This is a genomic window from Acinetobacter sp. XH1741 (assembly GCF_041021895.1).
Lineage (GTDB): Bacteria > Pseudomonadota > Gammaproteobacteria > Pseudomonadales > Moraxellaceae > Acinetobacter.
The window spans coordinates 3,645,004-3,662,795 of sequence record NZ_CP157428.1; the positions used below are offsets into that span (position 1 = coordinate 3,645,004).

Below are 17,792 nucleotides of genomic sequence, written 5' to 3' on the forward strand. Positions count from 1 at the left end.
TTGAATTGGCCCCTTATTTTTTAATTGCGCGGCACTGTCTTAGTAACTGATGACACACTGAACGAATCATCGCAGTTGTTACTGGTACTTCTTTACCTTGATCATTCAACATATAGCAGCTATTTACAGGCGTGCTATCTAAAACATGTTTAAGACCGTTGCTGATTAGGTTTTCACTTACATTCATGGGTTATACCTCTTATTGTTTGCTAAGACGTTTAATTGGGGAGAACGTCTATGGCTACTGTATGCAAGTAGTATTTAAAATTCATGAATGAAAGTAAAATTTCAGTTGTAACAAGGATTAAGCGATATCTTGTTACAACTTTAACTTAAAATGATATCGTATTGCTCTTGCGTGTATAAATTTTCGACCTGAAATTTAATAACTCTGTTAATAAAATGCTCTAAATCAGCCACTGCTGGGGCTTCTGCTGTTAATAATCGGTCAATCACAGATGGATGCGCAACAACAGTAAAGCCACTCGTAGATTCAAATGCACGGGTATATCGCAATATTTCACGAAATATTTCGTAACACACTGTCTCTGCTGTTTTGACAAAACCACGCCCCTGACACGTTGGACATGATTCACATAACAAGTGTTCTAACGATTCACGTGTACGTTTACGTGTCATTTCGACCAAGCCAAGTTCAGACACCTGTGTAATTTTGGTTTTGGCATGATCACGTTCAAGCATTTTTTCGAATTGACGCATTACCTCTTCGCGATGAATGGCTTCTTGCATGTCAATAAAATCGATAATGATAATACCGCCTAAGTTACGTAACCTAAGCTGACGAGCAATGACTTGAGTGGCTTCCATATTGGTTTTAAAGACAGTGTCTTCAAGACTACGGCCACCGACATAAGAGCCTGTATTGACATCAATCGTGGTCATTGCCTCAGTCTGGTCAATCATTAGATAACCACCAGACTTTAAAGCAACACGTGTTTGTAACGCTTTTTGAATATCTTCTTCGACATTATAAAGATCAAATAACGGACGCTCACCTGGATAATGAATCAGGCGGCTTTGCATATTTGGAACAAATTCCTCTACAAACTCGCGCAGCTTGCCATGAATTTCTCTCGAATCGACATAAATCTTGGCCGTTTCTTCACTCGCCAAGTCACGAATAATTCGTTGTGGCAATGGTAGCTCTTCAAAAATTAAAGAAGGAACAGCAACATCAACTTGCTTACGCTGAATATATTCCCATAACTTACTGAGATAACACATATCTTGTGCAATCTCGGCGTCATCCACCCCTTCGGCAGCTGTACGAACGATCACACTACCAGGTAAATTATGTTCTGCTTGAATACCTTCAATAATGTTACGTAACCGCTCACGTTCTTCTTCAGACTCAATACGCTGTGAAACACCAATATGATTACCATATGGCATAAGTACTAAATAGCGCGAAGGAATTGAAAGGTCAGTGCTCAGACGAGCACCTTTAGTACCAAGCATATCTTTCATGACCTGAACAGTCAGGATTTGCCCAGGATGAAGTAACTCAAAGACATTAGGTGTCGGTTGTGAACGAGGCCAGACCATATCGTTGATATGCAAAAATGCTGTTCTGGATAAGCCGATATCAACAAAGGCCGCTTGCATACCCGGAAGCACACGCACAACTTTACCTTTGTAAATATTGCCGACAAGGCCACGTTTGACTGTACGCTCGACATACAGCTCATTAACAGTTCCATTTTCGATTAATGCCACCCGACACTCCATAGGTGTGACATTAATAAGTAGTTCTTCTGACATACATAAACTCAAAACATTATAAAATTTTTATTAAAGAGTCAGAGAGACTGTTAATGTAGCTTTGCCCACTATTTATTCATCGACAATGCAATTCACTCAAGAATTATCAACAACCCCTTATATCTTCACTCTTTTGAATAACTGTGAAAATTCGTACAAAGGAAGCCCTACCACATTACTATAACTTCCTTGAATTTTGGGAATATATTGCGAAGCAATTCCTTGAATTGCATATGCACCGGCCTTCCCTACAGGTTCTCCTGTAGCCCAGTAATCTTCCATATCTTGTGTAGTCAATGATGCAAACTCAACTTGTGTCTGCACCACCTGACTCAAGATTTGCCGCTCAGTTGCAATACATATTCCGGAAAATACGTCATGCCAACGGCCGGATAATTGTTTCCAGATTTCAAATGCATGCTGCTTTGAGTCAGGTTTACCAATAATTTGACCATCAAGTCCAAGACTTGTATCAGCAGCAATAACAATTGAATCTGGAAAGATATTTAATACGGCTTGTGCTTTTTCTCTAGCTAAACGCTCAACATATTGATGAACCAATTCACCTTCATGAACAGATTCATCAATATCGGGGCTATAGATTTCAAAATTTAAGCCTAATTGTTGTAACAACTCTCTCCGACGAGGAGAACTTGAAGCTAAAACTAAATGCGCCATTTTGCTAAACAATAATAAACTACAGGCCAAGTGAGAATGCTGGTCATCAATGGTTGCCAATGGCGCGCAATCGAGAAGTGAGTACCTCCCATTGTTTGGGTTACCCACATAAAGGACAAATGAGCAATAATCACCAAAGTGGCGATTGTCCATAAATTACCAAACGTCAAAATACGGCGCTCGCGTATTAAAAACCGGGTAACAAAAGTAACAATCACAAAGCTCAACGCATTTAGGCCTAACGGAGCATCAAGCAATAGGTCTGTAAAAAGCCCCATACCAAATGCAAACCACACCCCACACCATGTGGGTTGGCAAACCACCCAAAATAACATGACCATGAGCATGAACAATGGTCGCCAGCCAGAAATATCGTAGGACAACGGGTAAACCATGAGCACAGAGGCCACGATCACAGAGAGGATAATTCCCCATAATGGATCGTTACGTTTCTCACGTTTCAATTTAGCGATCGGCATACGGCTGCTCCTTCGCTAATGAGTCAGAGAAAAGTACAATCACATGATGTCCCGTTGCGAGTTGAGCAGCTGGCGTGATATCAATTTCAGCAAACTCACCCGAATTATGACGACGGATTTTAGCCACCGTACCCACTGCGTAACCTGCCGGAAAATGCTCACCCAAGCCTGAACTCAAGACTTTATCGCCTACCTGAATATTTGCACTGGTTGGAACATATTCCATTTTCAAACGCCCTAAATCACCAGTACCCGAAACAATCGCACGCATACCTGTACGCTCTAAACGAACAGAAAGTGAATGCTCTTTATCAGAAAGTAACATCACACGTGAACTATGAGGATATACATTGATGATTTGTCCCATAATCCCTTTATCATCTAGAACCGTCTGACCGACCTTAAGGTGATCCATTGAACCGCGGTTAATAATGATAATGTGACGCAACGGGTCAGCATCTGTTCCAATCACTTCGGCAATTTCCATACGGCCATCAATAATTAATGGTGTATCAAGTAAACCGCGTAATCGGGTATTTTCAGCAGAAAGTTCAGATAGCTTTTGCAAGCGAACCTGAGCCTGTAATAGCTCAGCCTGCATTGCAGTGTTTTCACGGCGCAGTTGTGCTTCAGATTTAGTTTGTTGATTCAGCCATTCTCTCGACAGTACCGGATAACTTGCAAGCGCATAAATTGGATTATACGCGGCGTACAAGACATCCCTTGCTGGCTGAATTACATAAGGCATGCGCCAATCAAAGAACAGCACAACCAAGCATGTAATGACCGCAATAATGAACGAGCGGAAAGATGGCGGCTGTCTTGAAAAAATATTCGGTTGCACCGCCTAATCCTTAAACTTAACCGACGAAAAGCATGTCGTGGTTCGGGTTGTCAAAGAACTCTAGTACTTTACCGCCACCACGTGTAACGCAAGTAAGAGGATCTTCAGCAACAACAACTGGTAAGCCAGTTTCTTGAGCTAATAATTTGTCAAGGTTACGAAGTAACGCACCGCCACCTGTCAACACAATACCACGCTCGGCAATATCAGAAGAAAGCTCAGGAGGAGTTTGTTCAAGAGCAGATTTCACCGCGCTTACAATGCTTTGTAGCGGGTCAGAGATCGCTTGAGTAATTTCGTCAGAAGTCACGGTAATTGCACGAGGTACACCTTCTGCAAGGTTACGTCCACGTACTTCAATTTCTAATGTTGTCCCATCAGAAACAGCCATACCAACTTCTTTTTTGATAATTTCAGCGGTAGTTTCACCAATTACGCAACCGTGAGCTTTACGAACATAATTGATAATTTGCTCATCAAATACATCGCCACCAATGCGTAAAGAATCAGCATAGACACAACCTTGCAATGAAATAATCGCAATTTCTGTTGTACCACCACCAACATCCACAACCATAGAACCACATGCTTGTTCAACTGGCATGCCTGCACCAATTGCAGCAGCCATCGGCTCCTCAATTAAGCGCACATCACGAGCACCAGCATTAAATACTGCTTCGCGAATTGCACGACGCTCGACCAAAGTTGATTTACATGGTACACATACAACTACACGAGGTGCAGGTGGGAACAAACGTTTTTCGTGAACTTTACCAATAAACTGATTTAACATGGTTTCAGTCACTTCAAAATCCGCAATTACACCGTCTTTCATTGGACGAATTGCAGAAATATTCGCAGGTGTACGGCCCAGCATTTGCTTAGCATCTAGTCCTACAGCAGCAACAATTTTTTGTGAACCGCTGTGACGAATTGCCACAACTGTTGGTTCATTTAATATAATGCCGCGGCCTGGTGCATAAATAAGTGTATTTGCTGTACCTAAATCAATGGCTAGATCCGGCGAAAACAAGCCAATTAGTCGTTTTAGAATCACGGTTCGTTCTCAGTTAAACTTTCATGTGGATGCAAGGTGGCAACTTTAAACTAAATGTGATGATTTGAACAAGTCAATCGCTTATTATAACGCACGATATTTTGAAAATTTTTAATACTGATTAGGTGATGTTATGTCTACATCGGATGCACAGCATTCAGCAGATTTAAATGCACAAACAGTTTCAGCAATCGCCAACCTTGCTCGATTGTCGCTCAATGATACGCAATCTGCTGAATATGCTCAAAGTCTAAATAAAATTTTAGGCATGATGGAAACCTTAAAAGGCATTGATACGGAAGGCGTAGAACCTTTGAAAAGTCCTTTTGACAATCCTCAACCTTTACGTGCTGATGTGGTAACTGAAAGCAATCATCGAGATGAATACCAAGCTGTTGCACCTGCAACTCAAGATGGCTTGTATCTTGTTCCTCGTGTAATTGAATAACTTTTAGTCAATTAATCCATCTTCCCTATTTTGAATGTAAAGAAATTTTACTCATGACTGATTTACATCGCTTATCAATTCGCGAACTTGCTGAGGGCTTAAGCCAAGCGAAGTTTTCATCTCGCGAATTGACTGAACACTATTTAAAACGTATTGCTAAAATTGACCCACTGGTAAAAAGCTACGTGACGGTTACTCCTGAACAGGCACTTACTGAAGCTGATGCAGCTGATGCAGCTTTAAAAGCGGGTAATGCAACTGCTTTAACGGGTATTCCCCTTGCTCATAAAGATATTTTTTGTACCAAAGGTATTAAAACCACTGCTGGTTCAAAAATATTAGACAACTTCATCTCTCCTTACGATGCAACTGTTGTTGAAAAAACTAAAGCAGCTGGCCTTGTCACTTTAGGTAAAGTGAACATGGATGAGTTTGCGATGGGTTCAACTTCTGAAAGCTCATATGTTGGCGCAACAAATAACCCATGGGCACTTGATCATGTTCCTGGTGGCTCATCAGGTGGTTCTGCTGCGGCTGTAGCGGCTGATTTAGCGCCATTTGCTACAGGTACTGATACAGGTGGTTCAATTCGCCAACCGGCTTCTTTCTGTGGTTTAACAGGCTTAAAACCAACCTATGGTCGTGTATCTCGTTTCGGGATCATTGCCTATGCATCATCACTTGACCAAGCAGGTCCAATGGCGCGTTCTGCTGAAGACTGTGCTTACCTGATGAATGTAATGGCAGGTCACGATGCAAAAGACTCAACATCTGTTAAAAAAGAAGTTGATGACTACGTTGCAAACTTAAATGGCACATCTGTAAAAGGTTTACGCATTGGTATTCCTACACAGTACTTTAACGTTGCAGGCTTAGATGCTGACGTAAAAGCACGTGTTGAAGAGTCTTTGAAAAAGCTTGAAGAGATGGGTGCAACGCTTGTTGAGATTGACCTCAACATGACTGAAGCCTATGTACCAACGTATTACCTCATTGCACCAGCAGAAGCATCTTCTAACTTGTCTCGTTATGACGGTGTTCGCTACGGCTACCGCTGCGAAAACCCAGCAGACTTGATGGATCTTTATAAGCGTTCACGTTCAGAAGGTTTCGGTCCAGAAGTTCAACGTCGTATTTTGATTGGTACATACGCGCTTTCTGCGGGTTATTACGATGCTTACTATGTGAAAGCACAAAAAGTACGTCGTTTAATTCAACAAGATTTCTTAAAAGCATTTGAAAATGTAGATGTGATTGCAGCGCCTTCTGCACCAACAACTGCATATAAAATTGGTGCGAACTTAAGCCCAACTGAAATGTATTTAGGTGATATCTATACACTTGCAGTGAACTTAGCAGGCTTACCAGCTATTAATGCTCCTGTTGGTTTTGATAAAGACAGCTTGCCAGTAGGTTTACAGTTAATTGGTAACTATTGGTCAGAATCACAATTGTTGTCGATTGTTCATCAATACCAACAAAACACAGACTGGCACACTAAGCGTGCGGCAATTGCTGAGGAGAATGCATAATGGCTGAAGCTCAAAAGTTGAAATTGATTGACGGTTGGGAAGTCGTTATTGGTATCGAGATTCACACTCAGCTTGCGACCAATTCTAAAATTTTCTCTGGTTCATCGACTGAGTTTGGTCAAGACCCAAATACTCAAGCGAGCCTCGTCGACTTGGCTATGCCGGGTGTATTGCCTGTTTTAAATGAAAAAGTAGTTGATCTTGCAATTCGCTTTGGTTTGGGTATCGATGCTTACATCGACCAAGCATCTGTGTTTGCACGTAAAAACTACTTCTATCCTGACTCACCAAAAGGCTATCAAATTAGCCAAATGGACAATCCGATTGTGGGCTTGGGTCACATCGACATTCAACTTGAAGATGGTACGACTAAACGTATTGGCGTAACTCGTGCTCACCTTGAAGAAGATGCGGGTAAATCTGTACACGACCAATTTGAAGGCATGTCTGGCATTGACTTAAACCGTGCCGGTACTCCTTTGCTTGAAATTGTTTCTGAACCTGACATGCGCTCGGTTGAAGAAGCGGTTGCTTATATCAAAGCAATTCACACGTTGGTACGTTGGTTAGGTATTTCTGACGGTAACATGGCAGAAGGTTCATTCCGTGCCGACTGTAACGTGTCTTTACGTCGCCCTGGTCAACCGTTTGGTACACGCTGTGAGCTTAAAAACCTCAACTCATTCCGTTTCATTGAGCAAGCGATCAACGTTGAAATTGAACGCCAAATGGAAATTTTGGAATACGGCGGAAGTATCGACCAAGAAACTCGTTTGTTCGATCCAAACAAAATGGAAACGCGTTCAATGCGTTCGAAAGAAGAAGCGAATGACTATCGCTACTTCCCAGATCCAGACTTGTTGCCAGTAATTATTGCAGATGAGCAAATCGAAGCTGCTCGCGCTGCACTTCCAGAGCTTCCTGCTGCACGCCGTGCACGCTTTATCGCAGACTTTGGTGTAACTGAGTACGATGCACACGTACTTACGCTCTCACGCGAAATGGCGGACTTCTATGAGGCTGTTGTGGCTGCTGCTGGCGGTGCGAAGCAAGGTAAAGTATCTGCAAACTGGGTAATGGGCGAATTCTCAGGTGCTTTAAACAAAGCAGGCCTAGACTTAGCAGACTCTCCTGTTTCTGCTGAACAGCTTGGCGGCATGATTGCTCGTATTATTGACAACACTATTAGTGGCAAGATTGCTAAACAAGTCTTTGGCTTTATGTGGGAGTCGGAAGGTAAATCTGCCGATGACATGATTGCGGAAAAAGGCTTAAAGCAAGAGACTGACACAGGTGCAATTGAAGCGATCATTAAAGAAGTGCTTGCAGCCAATGAAAAAATGGTTGAAGAGTACAAGTCAGGTAAAGAAAAAGCCTTTAATGGTCTTGTAGGTCAAGTCATGAAAGCTTCTAAAGGGAAAGCTAACCCTGCTCAAGTAAATGAATTAATGAAAAAATTGATTGGTTAAATTAATCCAATTTTTAGAAAAACCCGCTTTAGAGCGGGTTTTTTATCTATTTTTTAAATGCAATAAATCCACAATAATTTTTAAGCTAAAACTATGCTGAACAGGTTACTCATGATAAATAAATTACTGATTACGATTTCGTTATTGTTAATAAACTCAACAATTTTTGCTCAAACGGTTCAAGTCCCAAAGAGTGAAGTAGCATCTATTTTTAAAGCTGCAAATTTCAAAAAAACAAAAAATGGCTGGGCAGGAAATTGCAATCGGGGTGAAATTATCATTTATAAAGATTTAAATGGTGATGGTCATAAAGATGCCGTTATTCAAGATAGTAGCACTATGTGTTATGGCAATACGGGTGTTGGCTATTATATTGTTTCACAACAAAAAGATGGTCAATGGAAAAAACTATTTAGCGACTCTGGCATCCCCACCTTTTTGAAAACTAAAGGCAAAGATGGCTGGCCTGATATTGAAAATGGGGGGCCAGGCTTCTGTTTTCCTATTTACCGATGGAATGGTCAAGAATACGTTGTAAACCGTCGTGAATATGAAGGTAAAGCTTGTGAGTTATAAAAAGCAGACCCCATAAATTTAAAAGCCTCGATTTATCGAGGCTTTTTTATATCACTTACGAAACATTCTTCAACTAAAGAATGAGCTTTTTCCTAAAAATCACACTGTCGTTATGCTAATTTAAATTAAAAATAGAAATCACTTATATTTTAAAAAGAGGAATAAAACATGTCTAAAAAGATTTTAATGCTAGTCGGTGACTATGCCGAAGATTATGAAACTATGGTTCCTTTTCAGTTCTTAACTGGTTTAGGTTATACCGTGCATGCAGTTTGTCCAAATAAAAAGAACGGTGAATATATTGCAACCGCTATTCATGATTTTGAAGGTGAACAAACTTATAGCGAAAAACGTGGTCACAACTTTGCTATTAACTATGATTTTAAAGCCGTTAATACCGAAGACTATGTAGGTCTAGTTATTCCAGGTGGTCGAGCGCCCGAGTATTTACGTATGAATGAGCATGTTGTCGAAATTGTACGTGAATTCGATAGAGTGAAAAAACCTATTGCAGCCGTATGTCACGGTGCTCAGTTACTCGCTGCGGCAAACGTATTGAAAGGCCGCCTCTGCTCGGCTTATCCAGCATGTGCCGCCGAAGTAAAACTTGCGGGCGGGCAATACGTAGACCTTGCTGTAACTGATGCTATTACAGATGGGCATTTAGTAACTGCACCTGCTTGGCCTGCACATCCTGCTTGGTTAGCTCAGTTTGTGAAAGTCTTAGGCGCTAAGATTACTATCTAAATAGATCTAGTTAGCTAGTTAAAATAAAACCTGCTCTTAGATAGCAGGTTTTCTTATTGAAGTAGAAAGCTAGATTTTTATCTTGTAATTCCCAACTTATTCCAAAGTTCTGGGGTTAAAAACGTCGTTACCAATTTATTTAAATCGATATAGCGCAATGTACCTTGCAACTGCTGTTTAACTGAGGGGTCTTTAATAATATCTTCACCAGCACTTTGGCCTAACTGCTGAAAGCTTTCCCCTACAGCTTTTATTCCCTCTGCCTGAATCACAGCTTTGGTCTGAGCAGAACATTGCTCCACAATTACACGCTGTAAAACCTGAGCCAGTTTTTGGTCTAACTGGTCTTTTTGCTCAGGAGTTACATTACTAAATGCTTTTAAATCTGGATGAGCCGCTAAAGCTGTAAATGTCCATTGAAGCACCGTGGTTTTATCCGAGGCTGTAGTTGCTTTAACTAAACAATCACTAAGCTGATTGACCGTTGGACCAGCCATCGCAATTTGAGTAGTCCCCAACACAGCAGCCGCCACACATATTGAACGGCTCAGATACGAAAACTTACGGCGAGCAATAGCATAAAGATGACGTGACATAGGTCTAGCTCCAATAAACAATCTGTACTTTTTATCACAGAGTCATCAAAGTTACCTATTATGACTCTGTAACTGCAAAATGCTTACTTTACGACTGATTCAATTCGATCGAGTTCCCACACTCCACCAGCTGCTAATCCTTTGCACATGCCTGTCCACATATCTTTCGTGTATACAAAGTTCTGACCGTCCCATACCCATTCTTCACTTGCCCAGCAGTCTCCAATGCCTCTTCCCTTTTGAGCACTACTAATGAGGCCGCTATCGAAATCTGAAGCGGACTCAGTTACTAGCGCTGCCTTACCATTTAAAGACTCATCTAACACCCAAGCTCCATACCCTTCGTTGTAAGCGCCTCGCCAGCACAGCGTAGTCGCTAAAACCTTCTTATTGGTTAGTTTATATAGTGCGATTTCTTGTGGTTCAGTTCCATCACTATTCCCACCATAAACTCCTTCACAAAAACCATCTTCTTTAGGGCTCGATTGAGCAGCCATTAAAGTACGGTATATTGTTTGATACTGTTTACTTTTAGGTTGTAAGGTTAAATAAGGTTTGGTTGAAGTTTTAATACGTTTTACAACTAGTTTTGGTTCAGGCATAAGCACTTGAGTTTCACTGGCATTGCCCTTTTTAACTAAAGCACCAACAGTTCCAATGCGCTTTTGAAAATCATCCATTTTTAATAAAACAGCAGTCATTCCTGCATCGGAAATTTTCCATGCATGCTGTGCGTTTTTAAATAAAATTTCGGTTTTTTGTTTGGACTGCTGCAACAGAGCATTCACTTGTGAACTATTCAACTTGCCCATAAGTGGCAGCTCAGTACCATCGACACTTACAGCACCTACATCTCTGCCATTTATATAAAAATGGATATTCTTAAGTTGGTTTGCTGGTATGCTTTGTTCATAGTCGGACAAAGCAAATTCACCCTGTACAGGTTGTTTTGGCCCTGCTTTACGTGTGAATAAAATTGAAGCGGGATCATCGCCATTTTCTTCATTTTGATAACCCGCAGCCTTACAGGTACCCGTATTGCTACAATAGATTTCCCACTCTTGGTGAGAAAATGAAATGCCTTTTATATCTTGAGCAAAACTATAAGAACTTATTACTGCCAAACAGCAAATTGAAAGTATATTTTTCATTTTTTCATGTCTCTATTCGTCTGTTTTTATTATGAAATAAAAAACAGTTTAAAATTTTGAGTTACCGTCTAGTTTAAAAGAATATGCTAGATTTATATAAGATTTAAATTGATTGCTTTCTAAAAATGAAAAAACTAAATTTTTTAATATACGCAGCAGTGGTCAGCCTAAATTCAGCTGCTCATGCAGAAGTAAAAAGCTTTACTCCTCATTTCCCAAAATTTTATAGCTCTGCTACAACACGTAAAGCAGATAATCAGTTTTACGCTCTTGGAGAGGCAAAATTTTTAAACGGCGTTACAGTTCCGTTTTATGGTGTGACGGCACAAAACCCAATAGAAGATGGTTTACTTAAAGATTTTGAAAAATGCACGCCTAAAAGCTGCAGTTTTAATTTTAAACTCGATGCTCAACCTGCTAAACAATTAAAACTTCTTGCATTACCTGAAACAGGTTTAGTACTTGTTCCAAGAAATTGGCAAGATGTACAAGCAAATGCAGGTGCAAATGGAACTGGTTTTGCTTTAGCTACGAGTCCAAATCAAAAACAAGCGATAGAGCTTTATGATTCTTCCTTTTGTGTGGGGTGCGGGTTACCCAATGCAACGCTTTATTTTCCCGAACTGTTAAAAGAAAGTCTTGAAAATGAGTTTGGTGGATTTAAAGATCCTAAAAAACTCATCAATATTGTTCATCCCTCTAAAAAAGTCGCTTTTTTTAGTTATCAAATTCCACAAGTGAACAATAAAACACATGGTATTGCCAAATATGATGATGAAGACACTTTCAACTATAAGGAGATTCAAGTCACCTTAGATAAATCTCAGCAGTCATTGGTTGGTCCTATCCTTAATTTTTATAATGCAACGCACTAGTCCAACATCTATAAAAAAACCCGCTTTCGCGGGCTTTCTTTTATTTATGTAATATCGATTCAAAAGCTTTTAAACGCTTATAAATCGAAAGTAGTTCAATAATTGTTTTCCATGAAGTAATTAAGTACTGAAATGATTCACGGACCTTATCAAACACATTACTTATTTGCGTAATTAGGCCTAATGTCATTTTACCTGCAGCTATGGAAGGGAATAAAACAACTAAGCTATATAAAATATCTAATTGTAGATACCAGATACTGACCAGATTAAAATAAGAATAATGCAAATATAATCTAAAATAATTCAGCTTAACATTCGAGAAAAGTTCTTTTAATGTTTTTGGTTGTGCTCTTTCCTCATGATCTTCACCATAAACCAGTTCTTTACGGTAAGCAGCTTCCACTTTTTGATTATTAAATTGTAGGCCAGGTAATTTAATACCAACTACCATTAATAGAACGGTACCAAAAACAGCCCATACAATTGCTGCCCATACTAATGAATGATCAATTGCTCCTACAATAGGTAATACTTTAACTTGCTTAGAAAGCTCAAACAGAATAGGTAAAAATGCAATTAATACCATAATTGCTTTTATGAAATTTACCCCTAAATCCTCTAAAACAGATGCGAAACGCATTGTGTCTTCTTGAACACGCTGTGAAGCACCCTCTACATGACGCAGGTTACTCCAATGCTCAGTATAGTACTCGTTCATTGCCGTACGCCAACGAAATACATAATGGCTAGCGAAAAATGAATTAATAACGGCTAAAGTCACACCAACCATGGCAATTAAAAGAAATGTAATTGTTCCCGTATAAAGTTTATTAATATCACCGCCACCATGATCTAACATTGTTTGGATAAGATTATAAAAAGGTGCATACCATGCATTAATCGCAACACTGACCTGAACACCAAACCAGATGTTAAATAAAATAAAAGCAGAACCCCAGACAGACCATCGTTGCCATGGATTATTGGAAAAAATTTTCCAAAATCCAGCAAACAGTGCTGTAGAGACTAAAAACCAAACATAAAACCATATAAAGGTTGGAGACCAAAAACGGCTAACTCCAACAGGTAATTGAGCCTGATGGTAGCCCTTAGCAAATCCAATAAAAGTTCCCCATGTGTTTCCACCTGTATACCAGAGCACCATATTTAGCACGATCCAAACAACCGCCGATATAAAAAAATATCGTGGTGATGGAAAAAATGATTTGAACATTGAGTATTGTTATCCCTATATTTCTTCAAATTCACAATGAAGAGAATACTAAAACCTAAACCTTAAAATTGTGAAGGGCAAATTTTAGAGAATTGTCAGTTTTTCCCATTTCATTGAAGGATTTGATCGTTTTTTTGTAAATTCATCCTTTTTGCAATTTAATCCATTTAAATTGCTTCGTATATGACTCCCTTAAGAGCCATATACGGTTTTTATATCATAGCGATATCTATGTTTAAATCTCTTCTTTACGAACGATATAACCTTCAAGCTGCATCGCCTGAATTAATGGTTCCAGATCTGGTGCACTTTTAAGTTCAACATCTACACTGACCGCACTTTCTTTCGCACGGCTTGTTGCTGCAAATCGTTCGTGTCTAAGTTCGTAAATGTTACCGCCTTGCTCAGCAATAATCGCAGTTAAACGCGCTAAGGCACCTGGATTATCAGGTAATTCAACACGAATACGAACCATACGGCCTGTGCGCGTTAAGTGACGTTGCAATACAGACACCATTACGCGTGTATCAATATTTCCACCAGATAAAACAACCCCGACTTTATGACCTAAAAATAAATCTGGACGAGACATAATTGCTGCAATACCAGTCGCACCTGCCCCTTCACAGACTGTTTTTTCAATATTGAGTAATAGGGCGATCGCTTCTTCAATCATATCTTCCGTGACAACCACAATGTCATCAACATATTCTTTAGCAACCTGAGTAGTCAGCTCACCCGGAGTTTTAACCGCAATACCTTCAGCTACTGTTGAACCCAATGAAACGGCAATTTGATAATTACAGAGCAACTTCGCCATGCTTGGGTAAACAACCGATTGAACCCCAATCACCTTAATTTTAGGATTTATTGATTTTGCAGCAATAGCAATACCAGAAATTAAACCGCCACCACCAATAGGCACTACTAATATGTCCAATTCAGGTACAGCAGCCAACATTTCAAGCGCGATAGTGCCTTGACCTGCAATAATTTCAGCATCATCAAAAGGATGAATAATCGTTAATGACTCTTCTTGTGCTACACGATGCATTTCAGCAGCAGCCTCTGAGAAGTCTTGTCCGTGCAAAATCACACGTGCGCCATATTCACGTACTCGCTGAACCTTTACATTGGGTGTCGACTTCGGCATTACAATCGTCGCAGTCACCCCTGTACGCTGAGCATGGTAAGCAACTCCCTGTGCATGATTACCAGCCGAGGCTGCAATCACACCATGTTGCTTTTCTTGTTCGGACAAACTCAAAAGTTTATTCAGTGCACCCCTTTCTTTAAAAGAAGCCGTAAATTGTAGATTTTCAAATTTCAGCCACATTTCTGCCCCTAAGGTTTTAGAAATAGTTTCTGAAAAAACAAAAGGTGTCTTAACTACTAAACCATTTAAACGCTCTGCGGCGGCATGTATATCTTCTAATGTTGGAAACTTATGTTTTAGCTGTTGCTGAATCATCTAATTTGCTGGCCTCAATACGTTACAAATCAATCATTTTTTTGAAAATAGCATGAATTTCTCATATCTATCATGAGTAGTTTTCAGCATAGCTCCACTATACAAAAAAAATTATCAGCACATACAAATCTTTTATTTTTCAACAAAAAAGCCCTTCTCAGGCTTTTATTTAATTTTCATAGACTTGCTTTTCAATCTATTGATTATGTGCACTTAAACCTTCACTAAATAAATTCTGTTCAGCTATTTTTTCATCAATTACAAACTGAATATCTGACAATTTTGCATTTGCCGCATCTATACCTGCTTTCATTGTCGCTTCACGACCTTTTACATCAAAGATATGCGCTTTTTCTCTTAAATCTGGTTGAATGACTACGTCTGCATATTGAAGTTCTTCGGCAGCTAAACGGCCTTGCATAATATTAATATTCTGATTAAAAAGCCCCCACACATTTGAGGTTTCGGTATAAGCAGGTTGAGCCAGAATATCTACCGCAATAATGACATCAGCACCTAAATCACGTGCAACCTCAACAGGTACCGGACTCACTAAACCGCCATCTACATATTCAGATTTACCAATTTTAGTCGGTACAAACATACTTGGAATAGAAGCAGATGCTCTAACAGCTTGCCCTGTATTTCCATAATTAAATACTGTTTTGGTGCCATGTTTGAGCTCTGTTGCCACCACATACATTGGAATTTTCATTTTCTCGAGTGGCATATTATTTACTTGTTGATTTACATAGTCCTCAACTTTTTTGCCATCAAAAAAACCTTTTAAGCCAATACTAATGTCACGTACATCACCAGCTTTCATTTTTAAAGCAGTATCACGCAGTTCATCCGGTGTTTTTCCACTGGCATAAATTGCCCCCACAATACTTCCTGCACTGGTCCCGACAATAAAATCAGGACGAATACCGTGCTGCTCTAAAACTTCAATAACACCAATATGTGCATAGCCTCGTGCACCACCACTACCTAATACCAATGCAACAACCGGTTTTTTCTGTTGCTTCTTAATTTTTGCAAAGGGCTGATCGACAAAACGTGAATATGCCTCTGCCGTTTGCGGTTTTACGGCAGATAAGTGTGAAGTGGTTTGGCATCCAGCCAATACCATAGAAAGTCCGAGAACCCACAATTTAAGCTGTTTCATGGCTCATCTTTGCACTTTGAGGTTAATTTTCGAATTGCAATTTTAGTTGCTCATTCTGTGAAAAGCTGTAGTGAATTTATTTAATTTGTCATGTTTAAATTTTATACTCAAGCATTTTTATTATGCTAAAAAAAAGCCCCTTATTTCTAAGAGGCTTTTTGAAAATTACCAGATATCTGAATCAACCTTTTTCTTCAACTCTGGATATTTATTAATTTTGAACTCTGGTTCTTTAATACCTTGTTTTAATTGCTCACGGTAATCTTTCAACAAAGTACGTGCCATCGGTGTTAAAAGTAAAATCGCAATCAAGTTAATAGTTGCCATGATACCCATAAACAAGTCAGCCAATGACCAAACAAGTGGAACGCTACCAATTGCACCGAAGTACACCATCACCAATACAAAAATACGGAAGATGAACATAACTTTCGGGTTGTTATTAATAAACTGTACGTTACTTTCTGCATAAGCATAGTTGCCTAATACAGCTGAATAACAGAATAAGAATAATAAGACTGCAAGGAAGTCAGATCCCCAGTGTCCAACTTGAGTTTCTAATGCACGTTGAGTTAATTCAACACCAACAAAGCCTGCATCTTGGTAAACACCAGAAACTAAAATGATGATTGCAGTACTTGTACATACAATGAAGGTATCTACGAATACACCAAGCATTTGTACCAAACCTTGGTTTACAGGATGTTTTACATCAGACGCAGCAGCAGCGTTAGGCGCAGAACCCATACCCGCTTCGTTTGAGAACAAACCACGCTTAATACCTTGCATCATTGCCATTGATACGGCAGCACCAAAGAAACCACCTGCCGCAGCATTGAAGTGGAAAGCTTCAGTTACAATCAGTTTTAAGACGTCAGGCAAAATCGCATAGTTGCTTAATGCAATATATAACGCAACAGATAAGTAAAGACCTGCTTTTAAAGGTACGAACATTTCTGCAAATTTAGCGATACGTTTAATACCACCAAAAATTGCCAATGCAACCAGAACTACAAGCGCAAGACCAACCCATGAGATTTCTAAATCAACGCCACCTAAATGAGCCATAAGATTGGCTTTATCCCAACCCCATGCATGTGAAGATGCATTAGCAATTGCATTGATTTGAACTGAGTTAAATACAAAACCATAGGTAAAGATTAATGCTAGTGCGAAAACTACACCAAAGGTTTTACTACGTAGACCTTGAGTAATATAGTAAGCTGGTCCACCACGGAACTGTTTGCTCTTGCTATCTCGAACTTTAAATAGCTGAGCGAGTGTAGACTCAATAAATGCTGAGCTCATACCAAGAACAGCTGTTACCCACATCCAGAACACTGCACCAGGACCACCAATTGCGATCGCGATTGCTACGCCAGCAATATTACCTACACCAACACGGCTCGCAAGACCTGTTACAAACGCCTGAAAAGGTGTAAGACCATGGTCATCATCACCTTCTGTACGACTGCTTTTCATGACACGAATACTTTGCAAGAACATGCGAATTTGCACTGCTCCTGTTAAGACCGTATAAAAAATACCGACAGCCAGCAAGAAAATAACTAGGAAATCCCATAAAGGGTCATTAAAAAATTTTACCCACGACATCAATGTCGCATTGAGTTGTTCATTCATACTCGGTCCGCTTACGTTCTTGCTAATGCGCTATTAGCACA

The 17,792-nt window shown here is 39.8% G+C and carries 18 protein-coding genes; 6 read left to right on the forward strand and 12 right to left on the reverse strand.

Features of this window, described 5'->3' with window-relative positions:
• Nucleotides 1-13: 13 nt before the first annotated feature.
• The 6 genes from ABLB96_RS17480 to ABLB96_RS17505 all read right to left on the reverse strand — a co-directional run bounded on the left by ABLB96_RS17480 (nucleotide 14) and on the right by ABLB96_RS17505 (nucleotide 4,840).
• The gene (locus ABLB96_RS17480; protein ID WP_309454122.1) at nucleotides 14-187 is read right to left on the reverse strand and encodes a PA1571 family protein; all 174 of its coding nucleotides are present in this window, start codon (nucleotides 185-187) and stop codon (nucleotides 14-16) included.
• Between the two features lie 140 nt (nucleotides 188-327).
• The gene (gene rng, locus ABLB96_RS17485) at nucleotides 328-1,782 is read right to left on the reverse strand and encodes a ribonuclease G (RefSeq protein WP_348898189.1); all 1,455 of its coding nucleotides are present in this window, start codon (nucleotides 1,780-1,782) and stop codon (nucleotides 328-330) included.
• A 117-nt stretch (nucleotides 1,783-1,899) separates the two neighbouring features.
• Nucleotides 1,900-2,460, reverse strand: coding sequence for a Maf-like protein (locus tag ABLB96_RS17490; RefSeq protein ID WP_348898190.1), 561 nt, complete (start codon nucleotides 2,458-2,460; stop codon nucleotides 1,900-1,902).
• Nucleotides 2,448-2,939 carry a rod shape-determining protein MreD gene (gene mreD / locus ABLB96_RS17495; protein WP_348898191.1) on the reverse strand — a complete coding sequence of 164 codons (492 nt, stop codon included), beginning with the start codon at nucleotides 2,937-2,939 and terminating at the stop codon, nucleotides 2,448-2,450. The genes ABLB96_RS17490 and mreD overlap by 13 nt, the downstream gene beginning before the upstream one ends.
• A complete protein-coding gene (gene mreC, locus ABLB96_RS17500) occupies nucleotides 2,926-3,783 on the reverse strand; it encodes a rod shape-determining protein MreC (RefSeq protein ID WP_309454126.1) in 858 nt (285 codons plus the stop codon). The genes mreD and mreC overlap by 14 nt, the downstream gene beginning before the upstream one ends.
• Nucleotides 3,784-3,799: 16 nt before the next feature.
• Entirely contained in the window at nucleotides 3,800-4,840 is a 1,041-nt protein-coding gene (locus ABLB96_RS17505) for a rod shape-determining protein (protein WP_000601379.1), read from the reverse strand.
• Nucleotides 4,841-4,973: 133 nt separating this feature from the next.
• Between ABLB96_RS17505 and gatC the strand changes: the two genes are divergently transcribed.
• The 5 genes from gatC to ABLB96_RS17530 all read left to right on the forward strand — a co-directional run bounded on the left by gatC (nucleotide 4,974) and on the right by ABLB96_RS17530 (nucleotide 9,612).
• Complete coding sequence (gene gatC, locus ABLB96_RS17510; RefSeq protein ID WP_000107699.1) at nucleotides 4,974-5,288, forward strand: Asp-tRNA(Asn)/Glu-tRNA(Gln) amidotransferase subunit GatC; 315 nt, start codon at nucleotides 4,974-4,976, stop codon at nucleotides 5,286-5,288.
• Nucleotides 5,289-5,341: 53 nt separating this feature from the next.
• The gene (gene gatA, locus ABLB96_RS17515) at nucleotides 5,342-6,820 is read left to right on the forward strand and encodes an Asp-tRNA(Asn)/Glu-tRNA(Gln) amidotransferase subunit GatA (RefSeq protein ID WP_348898192.1); all 1,479 of its coding nucleotides are present in this window, start codon (nucleotides 5,342-5,344) and stop codon (nucleotides 6,818-6,820) included.
• Complete coding sequence (gene gatB / locus ABLB96_RS17520) at nucleotides 6,820-8,289, forward strand: Asp-tRNA(Asn)/Glu-tRNA(Gln) amidotransferase subunit GatB (protein WP_348898193.1); 1,470 nt, start codon at nucleotides 6,820-6,822, stop codon at nucleotides 8,287-8,289. Before gatA ends, gatB begins: the two co-directional genes overlap by 1 nt.
• 111 nt (nucleotides 8,290-8,400) lie before the next feature.
• A complete protein-coding gene (locus ABLB96_RS17525; RefSeq protein WP_348898194.1) occupies nucleotides 8,401-8,865 on the forward strand; it encodes a hypothetical protein in 465 nt (154 codons plus the stop codon).
• A gap of 168 nt (nucleotides 8,866-9,033) precedes the next feature.
• Nucleotides 9,034-9,612 carry a DJ-1/PfpI family protein gene (locus ABLB96_RS17530; RefSeq protein ID WP_348898195.1) on the forward strand — a complete coding sequence of 193 codons (579 nt, stop codon included), beginning with the start codon at nucleotides 9,034-9,036 and terminating at the stop codon, nucleotides 9,610-9,612.
• 77 nt (nucleotides 9,613-9,689) lie between these two features.
• Here ABLB96_RS17530 and ABLB96_RS17535 read toward each other — a convergent pair whose 3' ends face one another.
• Complete coding sequence (locus ABLB96_RS17535; protein ID WP_348898196.1) at nucleotides 9,690-10,208, reverse strand: hypothetical protein; 519 nt, start codon at nucleotides 10,206-10,208, stop codon at nucleotides 9,690-9,692.
• Nucleotides 10,209-10,291: 83 nt separating this feature from the next.
• Nucleotides 10,292-11,359: a DUF1176 domain-containing protein gene (locus tag ABLB96_RS17540; protein ID WP_348898197.1), complete on the reverse strand. Its 1,068-nt coding sequence runs from the start codon at nucleotides 11,357-11,359 to the stop codon at nucleotides 10,292-10,294.
• Between the two features lie 125 nt (nucleotides 11,360-11,484).
• Between ABLB96_RS17540 and ABLB96_RS17545 the strand changes: the two genes are divergently transcribed.
• A complete protein-coding gene (locus ABLB96_RS17545) occupies nucleotides 11,485-12,234 on the forward strand; it encodes a DUF4850 domain-containing protein (RefSeq protein WP_348898198.1) in 750 nt (249 codons plus the stop codon).
• Nucleotides 12,235-12,274: 40 nt separating this feature from the next.
• Here the strand turns inward: ABLB96_RS17545 and sbmA are convergent, their stop codons facing one another.
• The 4 genes from sbmA to ABLB96_RS17565 all read right to left on the reverse strand — a co-directional run bounded on the left by sbmA (nucleotide 12,275) and on the right by ABLB96_RS17565 (nucleotide 17,751).
• Nucleotides 12,275-13,471 carry a peptide antibiotic transporter SbmA gene (gene sbmA, locus ABLB96_RS17550; RefSeq protein WP_348898199.1) on the reverse strand — a complete coding sequence of 399 codons (1,197 nt, stop codon included), beginning with the start codon at nucleotides 13,469-13,471 and terminating at the stop codon, nucleotides 12,275-12,277.
• A gap of 235 nt (nucleotides 13,472-13,706) precedes the next feature.
• Nucleotides 13,707-14,942, reverse strand: coding sequence for a threonine ammonia-lyase (locus ABLB96_RS17555; RefSeq protein ID WP_348898200.1), 1,236 nt, complete (start codon nucleotides 14,940-14,942; stop codon nucleotides 13,707-13,709).
• Between the two features lie 196 nt (nucleotides 14,943-15,138).
• Nucleotides 15,139-16,110 carry a patatin-like phospholipase family protein gene (locus ABLB96_RS17560; protein WP_348898201.1) on the reverse strand — a complete coding sequence of 324 codons (972 nt, stop codon included), beginning with the start codon at nucleotides 16,108-16,110 and terminating at the stop codon, nucleotides 15,139-15,141.
• Between the two features lie 165 nt (nucleotides 16,111-16,275).
• Nucleotides 16,276-17,751 (reverse strand): alanine/glycine:cation symporter family protein, encoded by a 1,476-nt coding sequence (locus tag ABLB96_RS17565; RefSeq protein ID WP_348898202.1) that lies wholly within the window; start codon nucleotides 17,749-17,751, stop codon nucleotides 16,276-16,278.
• Between the last annotated feature and the right edge of the window lie 41 nt (nucleotides 17,752-17,792).